17 protein-coding genes and 1 riboswitch are annotated in these 19,970 nt (G+C 48.6%); of the genes, 4 read left to right on the top strand and 13 right to left on the bottom strand.

Annotation, left to right across the window (positions count from 1 at the left end; translation table 11 throughout):
- Nucleotides 1-185: 185 nt before the first annotated feature.
- On the bottom strand, nucleotides 186-1,421 hold the full coding sequence (locus MLD56_RS07090; protein WP_029516397.1) for a PTS transporter subunit EIIC: 1,236 nt from the start codon (nucleotides 1,419-1,421) through the stop codon (nucleotides 186-188).
- A 501-nt stretch (nucleotides 1,422-1,922) separates the two neighbouring features.
- On the opposite strand from MLD56_RS07090, the gene MLD56_RS07085 reads away from it, so the two are divergent.
- Nucleotides 1,923-3,623, top strand: a complete 1,701-nt coding sequence (locus MLD56_RS07085; protein WP_029516396.1) for a methyl-accepting chemotaxis protein — start codon at nucleotides 1,923-1,925, stop codon at nucleotides 3,621-3,623.
- Between the two features lie 121 nt (nucleotides 3,624-3,744).
- Here the strand turns inward: MLD56_RS07085 and MLD56_RS07080 are convergent, their stop codons facing one another.
- The 10 genes from MLD56_RS07080 to cobD all read right to left on the bottom strand — a co-directional run bounded on the left by MLD56_RS07080 (nucleotide 3,745) and on the right by cobD (nucleotide 14,214).
- Nucleotides 3,745-5,364: a cobyric acid synthase gene (locus MLD56_RS07080; RefSeq protein ID WP_029516395.1), complete on the bottom strand. Its 1,620-nt coding sequence runs from the start codon at nucleotides 5,362-5,364 to the stop codon at nucleotides 3,745-3,747.
- A gap of 38 nt (nucleotides 5,365-5,402) precedes the next feature.
- Entirely contained in the window at nucleotides 5,403-6,272 is an 870-nt protein-coding gene (cobS, locus tag MLD56_RS07075) for an adenosylcobinamide-GDP ribazoletransferase (RefSeq protein WP_029516394.1), read from the bottom strand.
- Nucleotides 6,269-6,835, bottom strand: coding sequence for a bifunctional adenosylcobinamide kinase/adenosylcobinamide-phosphate guanylyltransferase (gene cobU / locus MLD56_RS07070; protein WP_029516393.1), 567 nt, complete (start codon nucleotides 6,833-6,835; stop codon nucleotides 6,269-6,271). The genes cobS and cobU overlap by 4 nt, the downstream gene beginning before the upstream one ends.
- Nucleotides 6,832-7,902, bottom strand: a complete 1,071-nt coding sequence (gene cobT, locus MLD56_RS07065; protein WP_029516392.1) for a nicotinate-nucleotide--dimethylbenzimidazole phosphoribosyltransferase — start codon at nucleotides 7,900-7,902, stop codon at nucleotides 6,832-6,834. Before cobT ends, cobU begins: the two co-directional genes overlap by 4 nt.
- Before the next feature lie 43 nt (nucleotides 7,903-7,945).
- Entirely contained in the window at nucleotides 7,946-8,779 is an 834-nt protein-coding gene (locus MLD56_RS07060; RefSeq protein ID WP_029516391.1) for an ABC transporter ATP-binding protein, read from the bottom strand.
- Nucleotides 8,776-9,822 (bottom strand): FecCD family ABC transporter permease, encoded by a 1,047-nt coding sequence (locus tag MLD56_RS07055; protein ID WP_029516390.1) that lies wholly within the window; start codon nucleotides 9,820-9,822, stop codon nucleotides 8,776-8,778. Before MLD56_RS07055 ends, MLD56_RS07060 begins: the two co-directional genes overlap by 4 nt.
- On the bottom strand, nucleotides 9,819-10,826 hold the full coding sequence (locus MLD56_RS07050; protein ID WP_029516389.1) for an ABC transporter substrate-binding protein: 1,008 nt from the start codon (nucleotides 10,824-10,826) through the stop codon (nucleotides 9,819-9,821). Before MLD56_RS07050 ends, MLD56_RS07055 begins: the two co-directional genes overlap by 4 nt.
- A 207-nt stretch (nucleotides 10,827-11,033) precedes the next feature.
- Nucleotides 11,034-11,225: riboswitch (cobalamin riboswitch) on the bottom strand.
- Between the two features lie 122 nt (nucleotides 11,226-11,347).
- On the bottom strand, nucleotides 11,348-12,100 hold the full coding sequence (locus MLD56_RS07045; protein ID WP_029516388.1) for a histidine phosphatase family protein: 753 nt from the start codon (nucleotides 12,098-12,100) through the stop codon (nucleotides 11,348-11,350).
- A 49-nt stretch (nucleotides 12,101-12,149) separates the two neighbouring features.
- Nucleotides 12,150-13,121, bottom strand: coding sequence for an adenosylcobinamide-phosphate synthase CbiB (cbiB, locus tag MLD56_RS07040; protein ID WP_029516387.1), 972 nt, complete (start codon nucleotides 13,119-13,121; stop codon nucleotides 12,150-12,152).
- A complete protein-coding gene (gene cobD / locus MLD56_RS07035) occupies nucleotides 13,111-14,214 on the bottom strand; it encodes a threonine-phosphate decarboxylase CobD (RefSeq protein ID WP_029516386.1) in 1,104 nt (367 codons plus the stop codon). Before cobD ends, cbiB begins: the two co-directional genes overlap by 11 nt.
- 160 nt (nucleotides 14,215-14,374) lie before the next feature.
- Here cobD and MLD56_RS07030 point away from each other — a divergent pair, with 160 nt between their 5' ends.
- Together MLD56_RS07030 and MLD56_RS07025 are read left to right on the top strand one after the other, a co-directional pair.
- Nucleotides 14,375-15,376, top strand: a complete 1,002-nt coding sequence (locus MLD56_RS07030) for a lipoate--protein ligase (RefSeq protein WP_029516385.1) — start codon at nucleotides 14,375-14,377, stop codon at nucleotides 15,374-15,376.
- A 162-nt stretch (nucleotides 15,377-15,538) separates the two neighbouring features.
- Nucleotides 15,539-16,339, top strand: coding sequence for a Cof-type HAD-IIB family hydrolase (locus tag MLD56_RS07025; protein WP_029516384.1), 801 nt, complete (start codon nucleotides 15,539-15,541; stop codon nucleotides 16,337-16,339).
- A 139-nt stretch (nucleotides 16,340-16,478) separates the two neighbouring features.
- Here MLD56_RS07025 and MLD56_RS07020 read toward each other — a convergent pair whose 3' ends face one another.
- Nucleotides 16,479-17,390, bottom strand: coding sequence for a DMT family transporter (locus MLD56_RS07020; protein ID WP_029516383.1), 912 nt, complete (start codon nucleotides 17,388-17,390; stop codon nucleotides 16,479-16,481).
- Nucleotides 17,391-17,522: 132 nt separating this feature from the next.
- On the opposite strand from MLD56_RS07020, the gene MLD56_RS07015 reads away from it, so the two are divergent.
- Nucleotides 17,523-19,034, top strand: coding sequence for an aminotransferase-like domain-containing protein (locus MLD56_RS07015; protein WP_029516382.1), 1,512 nt, complete (start codon nucleotides 17,523-17,525; stop codon nucleotides 19,032-19,034).
- Nucleotides 19,035-19,049: 15 nt separating this feature from the next.
- Here MLD56_RS07015 and MLD56_RS07010 read toward each other — a convergent pair whose 3' ends face one another.
- Complete coding sequence (locus MLD56_RS07010; RefSeq protein ID WP_029516381.1) at nucleotides 19,050-19,820, bottom strand: MBL fold metallo-hydrolase; 771 nt, start codon at nucleotides 19,818-19,820, stop codon at nucleotides 19,050-19,052.
- Nucleotides 19,821-19,970 lie beyond the last annotated feature (150 nt).

Raw genomic sequence — 19,970 nt, 5'->3', positions numbered from 1 at the left:
GTTTTCTAAAGTGACCCTTCAATCCGAAGATTACTATATCACAAAGCCAACTATTTTTGTAGGTTTTATTGAAATAAAAATAATAAATCTGCTCCAGCCTTAGATTTATCAAAATGACAAACAGCAAGCCTTCGTAAGATGAAGGCTTGCTGTTTGTTATCCTGACACAACGACACGTATTCGATTTAGCTGCCGGGGCTCTTTTCCACAACCGAGTTCGGAGAAGCATTCATGCCAGATGTAGATACTACTTGCGAATGCTCATCTTTTTCATCCACAAAGCCCATAAAATACGTAATTACGCCAGCCGTAACAAACGAAATCAGTATACCCACAATACCGTACACAAGCGTGGGTTCAGAAAATAAAGGTAAGCTGAGCAGCCCAGCAGACGTACCAATAGCAGTAAGCTCTGTTTTAAACAAACACATACAAGCCCCACCAACGGCTCCACCAATCATAACTGCTATTAACGGTTTTTTGAAACGGATATTGACACCATACATGGCCGGTTCAATGATTCCCAGCATGGCTAACAAACCTGTGGACGCAGCCAGCGTTTTGACTTTGGGATTTTTGGATTTAACACATACGCCAAATGTTGCGCCAGCCTGAGCGAAAGCCGCTGCAATGACCACGGGAAAAATATGGTCGTAACCCAATGTTGTAAGCGAGCTGATCATAATCGGTAGCATTATATATTGCATGCCTGCAATAATAAGCCAAGACATCGCGCCTCCGAGCAACAACCCTGTAAACACTTCTGCATTGTCAAACAACCAGCCTAGTCCATCCGATACATGTTGGCCGAGATAACTCCACAGTGGCCCGAAAGCGAACACCATCAAAGGTATAGTGATTATCAGTGTCAAAGTCGGGACAACCAATAATTTAAGTGAATAAGGGGTATACCTGTCTAACCATCTTTCGACACACGATGCTATCCAAACGACAACAAGTATGAGTACTATAGATGAAGCAGCTTGTGGGTCTATAACTGACAGACCAGCAAAACGTACCTCCTCACTTGACTGGAATAAACTTGTTAGTTGGGGATGGAATACGGATACTGCGATGGCTGCCGCAACAAATACATTGCTGCGCAGCCTTCTTGCCGCACTTGCCGCAACAAAAATAGGTAGAAAGTAATACACCCCATCGCTGATAGCCATTAAAATAGTATATACCTGCGGATCAGACAACAATAAACCGAAGGACATTAAAACTAATATAATTACCTTGATCATTCCTGCCCCAATCATTGCCGGCAAGATCGGAGTGAATACGCCTGATACATAATCTAATAGACGACTTATCGGATTTCCCCCTGCAGCAGCTCTGTTACTACCGGAAGTCGGCTCTAGTTCATCTTCGCCTCTGACCTGCGAAATCATTTCTTTGGAAAGTAAATCTCCATTCATAACTACCTTTTCCCCTTTTATATGTATATTGAAGACCACTTTCGAACTTACCAAACCAAGCTTAGAAGAATATTGTCGTAAAAGCGGTATTCCTTATGCTACTTATATTACTTCTTTTTTACAATAGTTTTATAGAAGGAGTAATCTATTCGTTTTTATGCACCTGATAATTTACATCAAACTTACATCTAAACACCTAAGACCATAGTTATATATTTTTTGTTTGTTTTTGGGCAAATATGACTATTCAACCGCCTGTTAATTATGTAAAATAGGTCTAACCTACTTTTTAGTAAATCATGGATTACTTCCCTTTCACATTCTTGTTCCTTGAATACAGCTGAAATATACATAGAATCCGAACATTTTCAGTCTTTTCTTCAAGCAAGGAGAGGAAAACAAGTAGATCATGGCGTGTCTAGCATCTTATTGGACAAGCGGCCTACATCAAGCAGGGGAATTCGTCTGACTTTATTACCATCATGTGAGAGGAGAATTTTCATGAAGAGTTTTAATCGTTCCATTGGCGCGAAATTACGAATTATGTTTTTGCTGATTCAGCTCTTTGCATCCCTTTTGTTCAGCATCAGTTTCTATGCAATATCCATGAGTATCATTAATAACAGTGTCATGCCTCAGGTAGACCAATTACTAGAAATTGGAGCTAAAAATGTATATCAGGATCTCAATATTTCCTTAGCTGTTCAGGCCGGGCAAGGAAGCGGTTCTGATTCCGGCTCCGCTATACAGATGGAATCCTATCTGCAGGACAAAGTCGATACCCTCAAATTAGAATCGGCATATATCGCGGTAGTGAAGGATGGTAAAGCCGAAGTCGTCGCACGGAATGTAAAATCAGTATACAAGGTCAAGGATGCACTCATTCCTGTAGAGGATGTAAAAAAAGCAAAACAAGGCGAGATGAATATCAGTGAAATTTATAGCGATTCGTACGGAGTACACAAAACCGCCTTCTTTGCTATATCGGGTAGTAATTTAGTTCTGGGCGTGAACGAAGATGTTGGATTCGTACAAGAAAAATCCCAACAAATTCTATGGATTTGCATAGGTATTACAGTGGCAACACTCCTGCTGGGCGGAATTATTTCTACCCTCGTGATACGTAAAGTTGTAAAACCCATTGCTGAATTGGTTCGTCATAGCGAAAAAATTGCTCAAGGTGATCTTTCACAAGAAGCGAAGGTTCATGGCGTCAATGAAATTGCGCAACTTGCCCGCAGCTTCCAATCGATGTCTCATAACTTAAAAGAAATGATCGGCCATGTGCTTTCTACATCCGGTGCGGTTGTTGAAGGATCGGACGAGCTGCTTCGTCGGACTGAGGCTATGAGCGTAAAAGTCCAGGATTCTACAGTTGCCGCAGAGGAAATAGCAAAGGGCAGTACCAGCATAGCTACAGCTGCTGCTGAAAATGCGCAGGCTATGGAGGAAATCGCTCAAGGTGTCCAGCACATCGCCTCCTCTGCCAATGATGTATCCGATCAAATCAGTGAAGCGACAAAAGAAACGGTTAACGGTACTACGCTCGCTCAAAAAGCTGTAGCTCAAATGTCACAGGTAGGACATGCTGCCGATGAATCGCTTCGATACATCCATAGTATGAATGAGCGCTCAGAAGCCATTGGCAGTATCGTTTCGGCTATTTTCGATATCACGAAGCAAATTCAAATGTTGTCCCTGAATGCCTCCATTGAAGCTGCCCGTGCGGGCGAACATGGACGGGGCTTCGCCGTAGTAGCCGGAGAAGTGCGCAAGCTTGCGGAGCAATCTAAAGAAGCCACACAAGAAATTTCCGACTATTTGGTTACCATTCAAGAAGTATCGCAACAATCTGTGGACTCTGTGACCCAGGTGAGCCGTGAAATTCATTCGGGAACGGAAATGGTTCAACAAGCGAGCTCAGCCTTTAACCAGCTAAGTGAGCTTATGCAAAAGATCAATGCTACGATTCAAACGGTATCTGCAGCAACGGAACAAGTATCCGCCAGCTCGGAAGAAGTATCTGCTTCCGTGGAAGAGACAGCTCTCATCGCTGCCAATGCACAGCATATGATTCAGGAAATCGGTTTAAATGCCGATGAGCAACTGAATGAAATGGAAAGCCACAGCGAGGTTGTTCGCCAATTAAGCAAACAAGCAACCGAGCTGCAAAAGGCTGTCCAAAAATTTAAAATTACGTAAGCCGATACCATAGAGGATTTTGCAAAATCCTGAATAAAGAGAGGTATCTCTCAGTCATGAAAATGGCTGTAGAGATACCTCTTTATTTTTAAGAGCGATTTAAATAATCATTTTATGAAGTTTATGAATTCATTCCCATCATACGATAAATTTGCTCCATATCTAAATGAGCCCGAACCACCTCTGCGACACGGTCAAACTCTCGTTCCTTGGCTTCACGTACAGTAAAAGTGCTTTCTAAAGGTGCCAAGCCCTTGGCTTGTCGCAATCCATCCAGCCAGCATCGGCGAAAACGGTCATTATCAAACACACCGTGCAAATAGGTTCCCCATACTTTACCGTCTGTCGTACCCCAGCCTTCCTCAAAAGCTGTTCCTTCGCCACGCCGGATATGGAATAACCTTTTCATTTCGCTTAGGTTTAAAGTTCTACCTGTAGGTGCGTATGGTTCCGTAACATACTCCGTAACGCCCATATGTATTTCATAACCTTCAATACTTGGCTTGGAGGCATAACCCGAATCAGGCGCAGTGCCAAGCAAAAGCGGACAATGATTAGACAGGGTTCCTTGTACGCGTACGGTTTGCTTTTCCTTCAAAAAGGTCGTGGACAGAGCCAGCCAACCTAACCCCTCTGCCTGCTGCGGCAACCCAGATTCGACGGCTTCGGAATCAACTAGCGCTGTACCCAGCATCTGGTAACCTCCACAAATGCCAACTAGCTGTGTGCATCCGGTATTCATAGCCTGCCGAATGTCTTTCTCCAGACCTCTCTCACGCAATTCCAACAGGTCTCCAATGGTGTCTTTGGTCCCCGGTAAGATAATGGCGTCCGGTACACCCAACTGTCCGGCTTCTGTGACATAACGAACACTCACATCCGGCTCTGCGGCCAGAGCATCCGTGTCCGTAAAATTGGAAATCCGTGGATATCGTATCACTGCAATATCCAGTTCTTTATCCTTTGCAGATTGCTTGGGCTTCTTATCCAGTACTACCGAATCCTCTGCTTCAATGCGAATGTCTGGTAGATAGGGCAATACACCGAGTACAGGAATGCCTGTCCGTTCCTCCAGCCAGTCTAATCCCGGTTGCAGCAGAGACAGATCACCTCTGAATTTGTTAATGATAAATCCGCGGATACGTTGTACTTCATGGGGTTCCAGCAACTCGATAGTTCCTACGAGAGAGGCAAAAACACCGCCCCGGTCGATATCTGAAATAAGCAACACTGGAGCATCCGCCCAACCTGCCAGATTCATATTTACGATATCGCGGTCCTTCAAATTAATCTCTGCCGGGCTGCCTGCCCCTTCCATAAGGACAATATCATAGGTATCGCGCAACCGATTCAGAGCATCCATAACGGTCTGTTTGGCTTTTGGCAAAAAATCCTTCCGGTAATCGGAGGCGCTCATATAGGCATAAGGTACACCGTGTACAACAATTTGTGAGTGCATATCTTTGACCGGCTTAATCAGAATCGGATTCATGTCGGTCGTGGCCTCAATACCGCAGGCCTCAGCCTGCACCCCCTGAGCGCGTCCAATTTCCTTGCCGTCTTCGGTAACATAAGAGTTTAACGCCATATTTTGCGACTTAAACGGTGCTGGACGATATCCGTCCTGCGTAAAAATACGGCAAAGCGCAGTCGTCACCACGCTTTTGCCCACATCCGACGCTGTTCCTTGAAGCATCAATACGGCTGCCGGGCTCGTGCAGGACGGTTCGAAAGTTGACAATTGCCTCTTCCCCTTTAACGAATTCATTTCAAATCTGGTCACAACCCGTACAAAATGACAATAAACAACAATAAAACAGTCTCCAGCAATTCGTTTAAAGTTCCGTATATATCTCCCGTAAGTCCACCCAAGCGGCGGTTAATACGGTTTGCCGTGAAGGTTCCAACACCGTAAGCCAAGAGCGGAATCAACACAAAACCTATCGAGATTGGAAGGCTTTCAGAATATGAAAGCAAGGTTTGTAAGTATGATCCTGCCAACGACAGATTCCCAGTCCCCCTTGTTGCTGTAGCCAAATCTGCCAGAAGATATTGTCCTACGGCAGCACTTAGGGTCACTAATACTGCCCAGAATACGGCCAACCCTACGCGGCCACCACTCATATCAGCAAAACGCGCAGCCAGTCCATCATCATTACGGGCTTTAGGCCAGCGCTTCATCGCATGTACCATAAACCAGCGGCTCCAAACCATCGGAAGCAGCAGCAAGCCAGACACATTCCGTTCAACCAGCACCGTATATAGCAAAGAAGCCTTGAGCATGAGCAGCAACACGCAAGCAATAACGCCCATTGCCCCTACACGGCTATCCTTCATAATCTCCAGCATCCGTTCACGGGATCGGTAGCTGAACAAGGCATCAGCTGCATCCATCCACCCGTCCAAATGCAATCCACCCGTCAACCAAACCCAGACAACAAGAGTAAGAATCGCACACGGCAACGGCGGCAGCACCATAGAAGCGAGCGCCGCAAAGCCCCAGACGATGATGCCAATGACCACTCCCACCAGCGGATAATAACTTGCACTGCGTTTAAGCAAATCCGGGGAAAAATCCAATTCCGCCTTCACCGGAAGACGCGTTAAAAATTGAAAAGCAGCAGCAACAGCCTGACGTTCGCGGCTCATAGCTTATATTCCAGCCGTTTGAGTTCTACGGGAATACCCGCCGTCACCAAAAATACTTCATCACAAAGACGGGCAATCCGCTGATTCATAACCCCACTCAAATCCCGATACAGCCGACCAAGCGGATATTCGGGCACAATACCGTCACCAACCTCGTTGGTCACGATGACAAGCTGCCCCGGATACTGCTCCACAGCTGCCGTCAGTTCATTAATGGCAACTTTGGACGCAGCTTCGCCGTCCTCGCCTGCGGCCAGCAGCACGTTCGACAGCCACAGGGTCAGGCAGTCGACTAACACCATAGGCGCGGGTGATGGCTGCGACGCTTGATCGCCGCCAAGCCGTCGCAGCAGCTCCGGCAGCGCCTGCGCTTCCTCCAGCGTCTGCCAGTCGTACCCGGCAGACTCGCGCTGGACCCGATGAAGGGCGATGCGCTCCTTCATCTCCATGTCGTAGGCCTGCGCCGTTGCAATGTAGCATGCGCCAGGCGCGCGCGTCATGCATAATCGCTCGGCAAAGCCGCTTTTCCCGCTGCGTGCCCCGCCGGTCACGAGCGCTTTCATCGCTGCGCGGCTCCCTGACCGTCCGATACGCCTGCATCGGCAAAGGTCGCCATTTCGCGCATAATGCGGCACGCCGCATCAATCAGGTGCAAGCTAAGCGCACCACCTGTGCCCTCCCCGAGCCGCATGTCCAAATGAAGCATGGGCTCCAGCTTGAGCTCGCGGAGCACCGCCGCGTGCCCGCGCTCGTCCGAGGCGTGCGAAGCGAGCATGTACGCAGCGCTTGCAGGCGCAAGTGCACGCGCTGCGAGGGCAGCTGCGCCGGAAATAAAGCCGTCCAACACGACTGGACAGCGATGTGCGGCTGCGCCGAGGATAACTCCTGCCAAGGCGGCAATCTCCAGACCGCCGACCTTAGTGAGCACGTCGAGCGCATCATTTGCATCTGGCTGGTTCACGTCCAATGCGCGGCAGACAACCGCTATTTTGCGGGTAAGCCCAGCCATATTTACACCCGTTCCCCGGCCTACGATAACTTCCGGCTCTAGCCCGGTAAGAGCACATACGACCGCAGCGCTGGCTGTGGTATTCCCGATGCCCAGCTCTCCAGTAACGAATAGCCGTGTGCCACCTTTGACCGCTTCTATTACAGCTCCAGCTCCGGCCAAAATCGCCTGTTCCGCTTCCGTACGCAGCATCGCTGGCCCTTTAGCTATATTCGAAGTACCCATGCGTACCTTTCGGTCCACCAGATTCGCGTGAGCGACATCCGCATTCACGCCAACATCTACCACCTTGACATCTGCGCCCGCATGGCGTGCCAGCACATTAATTGCTGCGCCACCTGACAGCATGTTATACAGCATTTGCTGTGTAACCTCAGCCGGAAAGGCACTGACTCCCTCTTCACACACCCCGTGATCCGCAGCCATGACCATAACCGTTTTACGATCGAATTCAGGCTTATCCACTCCTGTAATTCCTGCTAGCTGAATGACCACACTTTCCAACTTTCCAAGACTTCCCGGTGGCTTTGTTAATTGGTCCAAATGGGCTGAAGCTGCCGAGGCCGCCACCCCATCCGGCTGGGCAATGCTATCGATCAGCTGACGCAGCTTGTCGTTCATACCTTCCACTCCCTGCTCTTTTTAAGTGTGTTTCATCGTTTATTTAATCTGCTGTATCCGAAGCGCTCCTGCGCAGCAAGAGCTGCGGCACACCGCTATCAGGATGCGGAAGCATCACAGGCTCAACACCGTATACTCGTCGAATCCGATCCTCAGTTAATAACTTCGATGAAGCTCCCAATCCTTCAACCATTCCATCCTTGAGTACAAGCAAATCTTCGCAAAATTGGGCTGTCAAGTTAAGATCATGCAAGACCGCAATGATCGTCACACCCGTTTCTTGGCGCCAATCTGCCAGCAGTTCCATAAATTCAAGCTGATAGCGCAAGTCCAGATAGGTCGTAGGCTCGTCCAGCAGCAATATTCGTGGCTCCTGCACCATTACTTTTGCCAAAGCTACACGCTGTCGCTGTCCCCCACTCAAACGGTCTAATGCTCTGTCCGCCAGCGTGGTAAGACCCAATCGCTCCAGCACGCGATCCGCGATCGCCTCCACATCAACACCCTTTTCCCTGCCTAGCCAGTCCTGATGGGGAAAACGTCCCATTTCTACGACTTCCCTGACGGTGTATCCCACGGGAGGAAGCCCTTCCTGTTGGAGTACGGCTATGAGTCGGGAAAGCTCTTTCCTGCTGTAGCTACCGACCTTTTTGCCATAGATATGAACGTTTCCCGAAGTTGGCTGATCTACACCGGAAAGCAAATGCAACAAGGTCGATTTTCCACTGCCGTTCGGACCAATAATCCCCCACCAAGTTCCTTCGTCGACGCTCCAGCTTATATTTTTTAAAGCATGGAACTCTCCATAGGCACGTGTCAGACCCACTACCTCTAATGCCCGATCACGCACCTTCTGTGATTCACTTTGTTCTGTCACAGCAGTCCCCCCCTGCGCAGCTTCTTGTTTCGGTACAGGAGATATGCGAAGAACGGTGCCCCAACAAAGGCCGTCATCACGCCCAGAGGAATTTCTGTGGGGGCTAACAATGTGCGAGCCGCCGTATCTGCCCAAGCCATAAAAACAGCTCCGCCGAGCGCAGATAATGGAACAATCATACGGTAATCAGGACCTGTCACCAGACGAATGATATGCGGTACAACGAGTCCAACAAAGCCAATCACGCCACACACCGAGACAGCGGCTGCTGTCAGCAGCGTGGAAATAATCAGAACAGATAGCTTCGTCGCATCTACATGAACTCCCATGTGCGCCGCCTGACGTTCACCCAAAGCCAAAATATTCAGCACACGTGCCCGGTTCCATAGAAATACCAGCCCTATGACCACATAAGGTAAAAGGATTCCTGTATATGACCAACCGCGCAGACTAAGACTTCCCATCGTCCAGTACAATATTTCATTGACCGTCTCCTTCGACATGGCTGTCAGAAAGGAAACAACCGCTCCCAGAAAGGATTGCATCACCACACCCGACAAAATGAGACTTTGTGTCGGAATTTTCCCACCTTCCCGTGCCAACGTCAGCACCATCCACAGCGTAAGCATTCCGGTCGTAAATGCCACTAGCGGCAGCGTCCATATGCCAACAAATGAAAATTGAAGGCCCCAATAAATCAGTACTGCCGCTCCTACCGAAGCCCCCGAGGATACCCCCAGTGTATACGGATCAGCCAAAGGATTACGCAGCACACCCTGAAATCCGGCTCCCGCCAGCGCCAGCGCTGCTCCTACCAACATTCCCAGTAACACTCGTGGCAATCTGACCTTCAAAATAATCTGCTCCGAGGATGTATTCCAATCCGGTGTAAACGTATCGCCTAACCACGGTAGGTGGTTAACCAGAATGCCCGTGATTTGGCTGACCGGAAGCTTGGCCGAGCCGATGCCAAGACAGAGCAGCAGCGTCAGCAACAGCAGGACAAGACCTGTCCCTCCAAAGCCGATCAGTTTACGGTTCATTTGAAAATTTCAGGATACACGCCCTTGGCCACTTCCTTGAGACCTTCCGTTACGCGTGGACCCGGACGACTGATCAAATTATCATCCACGGCAAATACCCGGTTGTGGCGAACAGCCGATATTTGATCCCATCCACTGCGAGCTTTAATGATATCACCGAGCGTCTGGCCCGTTTTGTCGTCCTTGACACTTTTGCTGTACAAAATCACGTCAGGGTTCGCAGCAATAATATTTTCCTCACTGATTTGGTACCACCCCTTCTGCGTGGCACCTACATTTTCGCCGCCCGCCAACGTAATCAGCTCGTCCATAAACTCGCCTTTACCCACTGTCCAGCCTGGTGAAAACTCGACGTATACCCGCAGCTTCTGCCCTTTACCGATATTTTTAATTCCTTCTTTTACTTCTGCTACATCTGCTCTCATCTTGTCAGTCACCGCTCTTGCTTCTCTCTGATGATCGGTGATTTTCCCATACAATTCGATGTTAGCCATGACATCTTCCACTGTCTTCGGTTCCGTTTTAAAAATCATAATTCCCATGTCGCGCAGCTTGGTCGTAGCCTGTTCACTAAGTGATATCCCTGCAAAAACGACTTCCGGGTTCGCAGCAATGATCGCCTCTTCGTTCGGTTTCATAATACCGCCCACTTTAGGCTTTTTCGTAGCTGCTTCCGGGTAATCAGAGTAGTCGGAGACGCCGACAATTTCCTTATCCAGCCCAATGGCGAACAACGCCTCGGTTTCTGCCGGGGAGACGGAAACGATTTTATCCGGCGCTTTTTTGAATGTAAATTCCTGTCCTGTTGCATCTTTAACTGTGAGCGGGTAAACCGTTTTGCCCGGAGGCTCTTGTGCGTTTACTGCCTGTCCCGGCTGCTGTGAAGAAGCCTGACCCTCTTTATTTTCTGCATTTTTTCCATTAGCGCCACATGCACTCAGCACAACTGCCAAAATCAGAGCCAATAGACCTGTTGTCCACACCTTTATTTTTTTTCCTGCCATGATTTGCACCCCTTCATAAATAAATCGTTAAGAGCGTTACTTGAACATCATCAGATATCTTCTAAATCTAGCCTTCTTTTCCTATCAAAAACCCCCGCATCCTCATATCAGGACACAGGGGTCACGTTAGCGCAGATCGTGCGCAGGCGGCAGCTTCTTTCCGCATGGACAGTCACTGCGAACACGTCATCCTTTCCTCGAAGGATTATGGTGACAGGCGGACGGGCAGGTATCCTGACTTATGGTAAAATACATGTCCTGAAATTCTTTCATATGCTTAGTAACATATAAAGAGGACTAACGGGCATGTTTCCATTTACAGTGGCGGGACCGCGCCGGATTCACACCGACTTCCCTTTTAACAGCGCAGGGAGGGAAACCATAGTTTCATCACGCTGCGCCGACCTCGTCTGCTGGATATTTGATGTAGTGGTAGTCAAGCCGTTCTTTTACTTGATGATTATAGGTTAAAATGAGGCGGCTTACAACCCAAACAGCCTCTTTATCCGCTGGTGTCTAACCTAATGAGGAAGCATTTCCGCTATGTAATTGTGCGGTCCTGCCAGCCTCAATTGAATCCTTAATGCTTCTCCCGGCTTCGGATTCAGACTCCAAAAATCATGGCCCGGTATCAGCATGCAAGCTAGCTGACGAATTACGCCACCATGCGTAACGACCAAAACAGAGGGCGACGTAGCAGTCAAATCCATGGGTTGAACTTCCATAGCAACACGCCATTCATACAGAGAGTCAAGAAATTTGCGCAGACGATTTACAAAATCTGTCCAAGACTCTCCACCAGGTGGGGTGATCCGTTGCGGCTCATCAATCCAAGCCCGATACAACGACACATCCTTGAGCATGTCATACGTTTTTCCATCCCACTCGCCAAAATGAAGCTCTCGCAGACATGGTTCCATCATAGGAGGCATAGTAGATAGGGAACGCCCAGACGTCAACTCTGATTCCGGCACAATGATCTGCAAGGTCTGGCGACATCGCATTAAGTCGCTGCAATAGATTCGAGCAAAGGACTGACCTTGCAATTTTTCCTGCAAAGGCTTTAATTCCTGCTCTGCCCCCGGTAGCAAACCTAAGTCGGAGTGTCCCAGATATCGACGTTCCTTGTTCCATAAGGTTGTGCCGTGACGAACTAACACGAGCTCCATATCCCAATGCAGATCTTCTTTAGCATCATACGGCACCTTATCCTCCTGTGAGTTCGGTCTTTGTGCGTATTCTACTGTCCTTTTTGCTGCTATATCTTGTTTCAAGAAATGTCACTTCCTGCTCGATCATTATTCAGCGTGTCACTCCTCACCCTCACCGCACCCATCCCAAGGCAAAACAACCTGCGGCTCCTAACAAACACAATCCTACAAACATACTGGACACGGCGAACATCAGCTGGATCGTATGCCGTATATCTTTCGACTCTAGCGGTCGCATCCAATCCCCCATGTATGCACGAAAGGAGCGCACGCCATGATACACATTATATCCTCCAAGACGAATCCCCAATGCACCAGCAACAGCCGATTCCGGGAAGCCACTGTTCGGACTTGGGTGCAGACGAGCGTCTCGCTTGACTGTGCGCCAGCTTCTTGCAGCATCTCGTTTGTACATCCACGCCGCTATCACAAGCATTGCCGCTGTCAGGCGTGCTGGAATGTAGTTAGCCACATCATCTAGACGTGCTGAAGCCCAGCCTAAATGCAGATACTCTTCATTTTTGTACCCAACCATGGAATCGAGCGTATTCACAGCACGATAAGCCAGCGCCAAGGGTGCTCCCCCGATCAAGGCATAAAAAAGCGGGGAAATAATCGCGTCCACGATATTTTCAGCGACCGTTTCAACCGTACCGCGTACAATCTCAGGCTTATCAAGTTGCTGCGTATCCCGCCCGACTATCATGCCCAGCTCCCGCCGTGCCACAGCCAGGTCATCCGCCTGCAACGCTCGGTAGACTGCCATTCCTGCATCCTTTAGTCCTTTGGAAGCAATCGTGGTCACAATCAGCACCATTTCTGCGCCGACAGATAACCACGGATGAATCCAGGCAAGCAAGTGCAACAGCGCCCAGGCGAGCGCAAAGGAGCCTCCCGCCACAATGAGTGGAAGCAGTATACCCGCACGTTTCAGCCCCCGGTCACTTCGGACCTGGCGGCGAATCAATTTTTCCAATGCCGAAATGGCATGTCCCATACCGATGACTGGATGCGGCAACCACCTCGGATCACCGATCATCCTGTCCAAAAGGTAGGCTGCCAGGATAATCAAGCTAACTGTCACGCCGCTCCTCCTCCTCCAGCACTTCACCCAATACAGATAGCAGCCTGTTATTGGCTTCTGCATCCTTGACTGCAATCCGAAAATGGCTCGTCGTCAGTCCCGGATACATAGCACAGCTACGTATAAGGATTCCGCGTTGTCCAAGCGCCTGCTGAATAGCTGATGCGCTCCACGTACCCGGCGCCCTTGCCAGCACGTAATTGGCTTCGCCGGGAACGACACCGCAGCCCCATTCCGCCAAGCCGGTCAACAGACGGTTGCGCTCCGCAGCAATCAGCTCCTGTGTTCGGCGCTCATATGCTTGCCCACTTTTCAGACATGCCTCCCCAGCCAGCAACGCTAACCCATTCACACTCCAGGTCACCTGTTTGGCCGTCATTCGCCGGATATAGTCCGGATGAGCAATCGCATAACCCAATCGTAGGCCAGGAATGGCATAAAATTTGGTCATTGACCGGATCAAAATCACATGAGGATAGCGATCCAGCACAGGCAGCAGTGAGATTCGCCGTTCCAGCGGAATAAAATCAATGAATGCTTCATCCACCACCAGCACAGTACCCGTTGTGCCAGCCGCCTCTGCCAGCTCGCACAGCTCCTGCTCACTATATTGGACGCCATTTGGATTATTCGGCTGCCCGAGGAACAAAACATCTACCTGCTCCATGAGCTGAAGGATGTCCTCCACGTCCGCCTTCCATTGAAGCGAGGCCTTCCCATACACCCGGTTGACCTCGGCTCCGAATTTGCCAGCCAGCTCGGCATATTCCGAAAAACACGGCTCCACTGTACCCACACGCTTAGGAGCTAGTCCCAATAACAAGAGCGCCATGCTCTCAGCCGCTCCGTTTCCGATACTTAACGACTCCGGTGGAACATGCAGTCGCCGTGCGAGCATATTTTTAAAATTCCGATGCCCAGGGTCTGGATAGCGAATCACAGTGTCAAATGAGTGTTGCAGCGCCTCAAGCACCTCAGGCGGTGGACCAAGCGGATTAATATTTGCACTAAAATCTACAAAATCAGCAGCAGTCCCGCCAAATGTCGCCGCAGCTGTTTCCCTGTCCCCGCCATGACCGTAAACCTCTATCATTGCCTCTCATCCTTTCCGCCCGTTTCCAATCATTTAGCTCCATTATGAGGCTGCTTTTTGCGTCCCGTCAATGCAAATGAGCTTTTGTACATGGCTCACTTGGGTTACAATAGAAGGAGGCACACATAAAATTACACAGTTTATATACGGAGGAATGGACATGCTGTTCATCGACAACCAAGGGATACACGATCCAGCCATTAATCTTGCTATTGAGGAATACGCGCTCAAGCATCTACCGCTGGACGACAGCTATTTGCTGTTTTACATTAATCAGCCTTCTATTATTATAGGCAAGCATCAAAATACCATTGAAGAAATCAACGCCGAGTTTGTCAGAGATAACAATATTCAAGTCGTTCGTCGCCTGTCCGGCGGCGGTGCTGTATATCATGACCTCGGTAATTTAAATTTCAGTTTTATTACCAAGGATAACGGGGAGTCCTTTCATAATTTCCTCAAATTTACGCAACCTGTGATTGATGCTCTGCGCCAAATGGGAGTAGAAGCTGAAATGACAGGCCGCAACGATCTGCAGGTCGGAGAACGTAAAATTTCAGGAAACGCCCAATTTGCCACACGCGGACGTATGTTCAGCCACGGTACATTGATGTTTAACCTGAATCTGGACAATGTGGCTGCATCACTGCATGCCAATCCCGAAAAATTCAAATCCAAAAGCACTAAATCTGTCCGCAGTCGCGTAGCTAACATCAGCGAACTGATGGACCGTGAGATGACCATAGAGCAATTTCGCGAGGAACTGTTGCGTTTCATATTCGGATCAGAATTGGATCAAGTACCTCAATATAAGCTCACCGATACCGATTGGGCCAAAATCCATGAAATATCCAAAGAACGTTACCAATCGTGGGATTGGAACTACGGTCTATCCCCCGAGAGCAATATAAAGCACACACGTAAATTTCCAGTCGGTATTATTGATATCCGCATGGATCTTAAGGAAGGCTACATTCGTGATATTAAAATCTATGGGGATTTCTTCGGTGTGGGTGACGTTGCTGATATTGAAAATATCCTGCGCGGCAAGCGTTATGATGAAGGTGAGGTACGTCAAGCCTTATCCTCTCTCGATTTGAAGCACTATTTTGGTAATATTGAGTTGGACGATTTTGTTGGACTTGTATTTTTGGAAGACTAACCGTTACTTTTTCCCATCGTTTCAAACCAATACTTCAGTGGTTATAAGGGGACAGGCTCTTATAGGAGCCGTCCCCTTTTCCTTGCGATATTGTCATTTTGAATATTATAAGATACAATTTTAGCATTGCCCCATGATAGAGATAAAGGAGAGAATACCGATATGTATAAATTAATTGCCATTGATATTGATGATACACTCATTAACGACCAAAAAGAAGTTACACCAGCGACACAACAGGCATTAGAAGCTGCTGTAGCGAAAGGTGTGGTGGTTACCCTCGCTACTGGACGAGCTTATGCCTCTGCACACAAAATTGCTCGCCAGACTGGTTTGAACGTGCCGATCATTACGTATCAAGGAGCTTTGGTTAAAAACCTGCTGGACGAAAACGTGCTGTATGAGCGTTATGTTCCACTCGTGGCTGCACGTCGTCTGTATGAATTCTGCGTGGAACGCAATCTACATCTACAAACGTATATTGATGACAAATTGTACACACGTGAAGATAATCAGAAAATCAAAGATTACACGGAGCTGAACAACACGGAATATTTTGTAGAGCCTGTATTCAGTAAAGTTATAGAGCAGCCGGCTCCTAAATTGCTGATTATCGACGAGCCGGAAGTGTTGGATGAATTAATTCCTGAACTTCGCGTACTGCTTGGCAATGAAGTTCACATTACAAAATCCAAGCCTCACTTTCTGGAAATTATGCACCATGAAGGCACCAAGGGTCACGCGCTTACCTTCCTTGCAAACCATTTTGGCTGTGAACTGTCGGAAACGATTGCCATCGGCGACTCTTGGAACGACCATGAAATGCTTGAATGCGCTGGTCTCGGCATAGCGATGGAGAATGCCATTCCTGATTTGAAGAAGCTGGCTGATTACATCACTCGCAGCAATAACGAAGATGGTGTTAAGCACGCCATCGACAAATTCGTACTCAATGTTGAATAAGCAAAAAGTGCCTGCTCCCATAATTCTTAAATAAAGTAATACAACAACAAAGCCTCCAAACTGTCGCATGATCAGTAACATACGACAGTTTGGAGGCCTTTTCTGTCAGATCATATAATAACCTGACCGCTATAAAATATCAGGCAGCAGAACGTAACTTACGCCTGTTCACCAAACGGATAATTCCATTGTTCATAAGGATTAGTCCGGTCACAATGAGCAGCACCCCAACCAGCATCCACCAGCTTACATGCTCTCCATACAACAACGCTCCCAAGCCCACCGCAATCGGCGGTGATATATACAGCCACGTCGTCGGAAACAGGGGATTTGTACGCTCCATGAGCCAGTAGAACAGTGTATGTGCAATCATCGAACCAAACAGGATCAGATAGAGTAAAGACCCCATGGCAGGAAGGTACTGCCACCCCTCAGAACTCCACGGTTCCGTGATCGCAGACAGTAACAGCAGCATCCATCCCCCATGGATCATTTGCGCCGCATTCAGGGCAATCGGGTTCGTTTCACGAAATACATCCATCACTCGCTTGGAATAAAGAGCTCCCCCTGAATAACACAGCTCCCCCAGCAAAATAACAAGGCATCCCGCCAGCCACAGACCACTGATCTGAACCGCCAATCCGGGCAGCACAACCAGCACCACACCAAGAAAGCTGATCATGCAGCCAACGACCGTAATCCGTGACGTTTTTTGCCGTAGCAGTACAGATTGCAAAATGACGATCATCATCGGCCCGGTAGCTGACAGAATAGCTCCGATCCCGGAGCTGACATATTGCTCTGCCCAATACAAGGCCGAAAAGGTACCGAAGGTCGTTCCTGCTCCAATCAGCAACATTTCCTTACGCCATAATAACGACCATTTCACCTTTCCGGTCAGCTTCATAGCAATAAATAATATCGCACCTGCGGCGAAAAAACGTACCCCTGCCGATAAAAACGGCGGAAGCCCGGCTTCCACTCCCACTTTTATGGCCAAAAACGTTGTGCCAAAAATAAGACACATTACTGTAAACGCGATCCCAATCATGATACGTCCCTCTCCCTTCAGTTGCTTTTAAGCATACAGGGAGACGAACAGAACAGTTGTATAACTACAGAACAGTTGTATACGTTTTTGAAGTGCTATATAGTACAATACACACAAAGGAGCGTGGATAGCATGGGTAAGAACAACAGCGAACTACTTTTTCCAGCCGATCATGCCTTAAAGCTGTATGAGCAGGTTATCCATTATGTAACTGTGCGGATCGATCGCGGGGATTGGCAAACAGACATGAAGCTGCCGTCCGTACGAAGCTTGGCTCAGGAGCTGGGTGTACATCGGCTAACTGTTTTCCGGGCATATCAGGAGTTGAAGCAACGAGGACTGGTCTATGTAAGGGACAAATCAGGATATTACGTTCATGCTTCCCAAGCGACTGGACATGCAAAATATGCTGGCTACTCGAGACATACGTCCATAGACCTCACGATTCACTCCAAATCTGCCCATGCGGCAGATGATCCGTCAGTTTCAGCCTGGAGAGGAATGGATGGACTTACCCGCGTTCAATCAGTGAATGCGAATTTCCAGTTTTCCAAAGCGCTGATTGACCCCTCTCTCCTGCCCAACCGATTTTGGGGAGAGCTGATGATGCAGGTTTTTGAAAAGCATCCGAAAGTAGCAGCCACCTATTCCGCTGTACAGGGTGATACCGAGCTTCGGGAGGCCATGGCGCAGCATTTTAGCGTGGATAAGCATTTTAGCGTGGATAAGCATTTTGCTTTATCACCGGATGAAGTGATGATTACCTCGGGAGCACAGCAAGCCATTGATTTAATTGCCCGATCTCTGCTCCATACAGGAGACCGTGTATTGATCGAACGCCCTGCTTATGGTCCTGCCATGGAAATATTCCGCAGACAAGGCGCACGTCTGACCATGACCGATATTCGACCAGAAGGATATGATATGGACCAGATTGAGTGGTGCATGAAAACGGAAAAACCACGTCTCTTTTATATGAATCCGACATTCCACAACCCGACGGGCTTTACGGTCCCCGATGAGCAACGCAAACGACTGCCTGAACTAGCCGAGCGCTACGGCTGCCTCATTGTTGAGGATGACAGCACCTATGACATCAGCTTTGGGCAAAAGCCTCCTTCTCCGATTTTCGCCTATGATGTTTCGGGAAGCGTCGTCTACATTCGAAGTTACAGTAAATATGTCGCACCCGGTCTACGAATCGCAGCCGTGACCTGCCGACCACAGCTCATGAACAGCCTGCTCAACGTCAAAGCGTTGGTGGACAATGGATCGCCACTGCTGAATCAAAAGCTATTTTTAGAATACTTTCAATCTCCACGTATGCAGCAGCATATTAAAAAACTATGTATCGCGCTCCAGATTCGTAAGGAAACGATGGAAGACAGTCTCCGCGATTCCGGTTGGACATGGACCAGCCCAGCGGGAGGACTCAACCTGTGGCTCCAGCTGCCTTCTACGTTGAAACCTAATGAATTACTTGCCAAAAGTGTACAAGAATCTGTATCCTTTGTCCCCGGCAATGTATTTGATCCCATCGGCGCAGAGGGTAAAACGCATGTACGACTGTCCTATTCATACGCCAACGAGCTACAAATCAAAGAAGGAATCTCCACCCTTCTACGTATCAGTCGAACGATGTAAAGGTAAAATGCACCTTTATTCTAACGGCAAACTCATGCCGGTGTGTGCCAAACTAATCCCTTCCAGAAGCCCATAATTGCGTGTGACATCCACATCATGGGACATATGTGTAAACACTGTGCTTTGGGGCTTAAGCCTTCCTATAAGCTCCTGTGCCTCCAGCATGTCATATACAGAGCGGGTGGCATACTCGGCCTCCTCATGATAAAAACTCGTTCCCAGGACGAGCAAATTCAGATTGTGCAAAGGGAGAATTTCCGCCTCATTTAATCCAATCGAATCCGAACAGTAGGCCCACGAGAAGCCGTCCTTTTCCAGGCGATAAGCGTAGGCATATCCGTTCTTCCCGTGATTCACACGCCATCCCCGGATATTCCACCCGCCAAGTTGGGCTCCCTGATCTACTGGAATAAGATCCAAATTTCCAGAGAGCCAGGAAAATTGCCGCAAGATCGTGTCGATCACTTCCTGTGGCGCGTACAATCGACCTCTGTTCCCAGTCCAGCGACAGGCATCTGCCCATTCTGGTAATCCTCCAATATGGTCAAAATGTGCATGTGTCACAAGGATCGTAGGGATAAAACGCAGATCGCGTAATTCTAGCTGTCTGCGCCAGTCCGGGCCACAATCAATCATAAAGTCCTCCGTCTCGCTTTCGATCAGCACAGACGATCTCAATCTTATGTTCGCCCCTGTCGTGCGAGCTTCTGTGCATACGAGACAATCACAATATACACGCGGAACCCCCATTGCATCCCCCGTGCCAAGAAAAATAAGCCGATTCATGGTTTAACTCCTATCTATTTGGGTCTTTTTACTACTATTATAACGAACAGACCGATTCTACGTAAATCATCTGCGTAAATCCTTCCAGCGTCCAACGCCAAAAGGAGCATGCCCAAAGCCGTGAAATCAGGCTAGACATCCCCCCAAGCG

It is taken from the genome of Paenibacillus peoriae (assembly GCF_022531965.1).
Taxonomy (GTDB): Bacteria; Bacillota; Bacilli; order Paenibacillales; family Paenibacillaceae; genus Paenibacillus; species Paenibacillus polymyxa_D.
This window is presented reverse-complemented; position numbering and strand designations above follow the sequence as displayed.

Bases quoted from the DNA above. Each gene is read 5' to 3' on its own strand.
- cobD (WP_029516386.1), bottom strand. From the start codon at position 14,214: ATGATAGAGGTTTACGGTCATGGCGGGGACAGGGAAACAGCTGCGGCG.
- MLD56_RS07050 (WP_029516389.1), bottom strand. From the start codon at position 10,826: ATGGCAGGAAAAAAAATAAAGGTGTGGACAACAGGTCTATTGGCTCTG.
- MLD56_RS07030 (WP_029516385.1), top strand. From the start codon at position 14,375: ATGCTGTTCATCGACAACCAAGGGATACACGATCCAGCCATTAATCTT.
- MLD56_RS07015 (WP_029516382.1), top strand. From the start codon at position 17,523: ATGGGTAAGAACAACAGCGAACTACTTTTTCCAGCCGATCATGCCTTA.
- cobU (WP_029516393.1), bottom strand. From the start codon at position 6,835: ATGAAAGCGCTCGTGACCGGCGGGGCACGCAGCGGGAAAAGCGGCTTT.
- MLD56_RS07010 (WP_029516381.1), bottom strand. From the start codon at position 19,820: ATGAATCGGCTTATTTTTCTTGGCACGGGGGATGCAATGGGGGTTCCG.
- cobS (WP_029516394.1), bottom strand. From the start codon at position 6,272: ATGAGCCGCGAACGTCAGGCTGTTGCTGCTGCTTTTCAATTTTTAACG.
- MLD56_RS07055 (WP_029516390.1), bottom strand. From the start codon at position 9,822: ATGAACCGTAAACTGATCGGCTTTGGAGGGACAGGTCTTGTCCTGCTG.
- MLD56_RS07085 (WP_029516396.1), top strand. From the start codon at position 1,923: ATGAAGAGTTTTAATCGTTCCATTGGCGCGAAATTACGAATTATGTTT.
- MLD56_RS07020 (WP_029516383.1), bottom strand. From the start codon at position 17,390: ATGATTGGGATCGCGTTTACAGTAATGTGTCTTATTTTTGGCACAACG.
- cobT (WP_029516392.1), bottom strand. From the start codon at position 7,902: ATGAACGACAAGCTGCGTCAGCTGATCGATAGCATTGCCCAGCCGGAT.
- MLD56_RS07090 (WP_029516397.1), bottom strand. From the start codon at position 1,421: ATGAATGGAGATTTACTTTCCAAAGAAATGATTTCGCAGGTCAGAGGC.
- MLD56_RS07025 (WP_029516384.1), top strand. From the start codon at position 15,539: ATGTATAAATTAATTGCCATTGATATTGATGATACACTCATTAACGAC.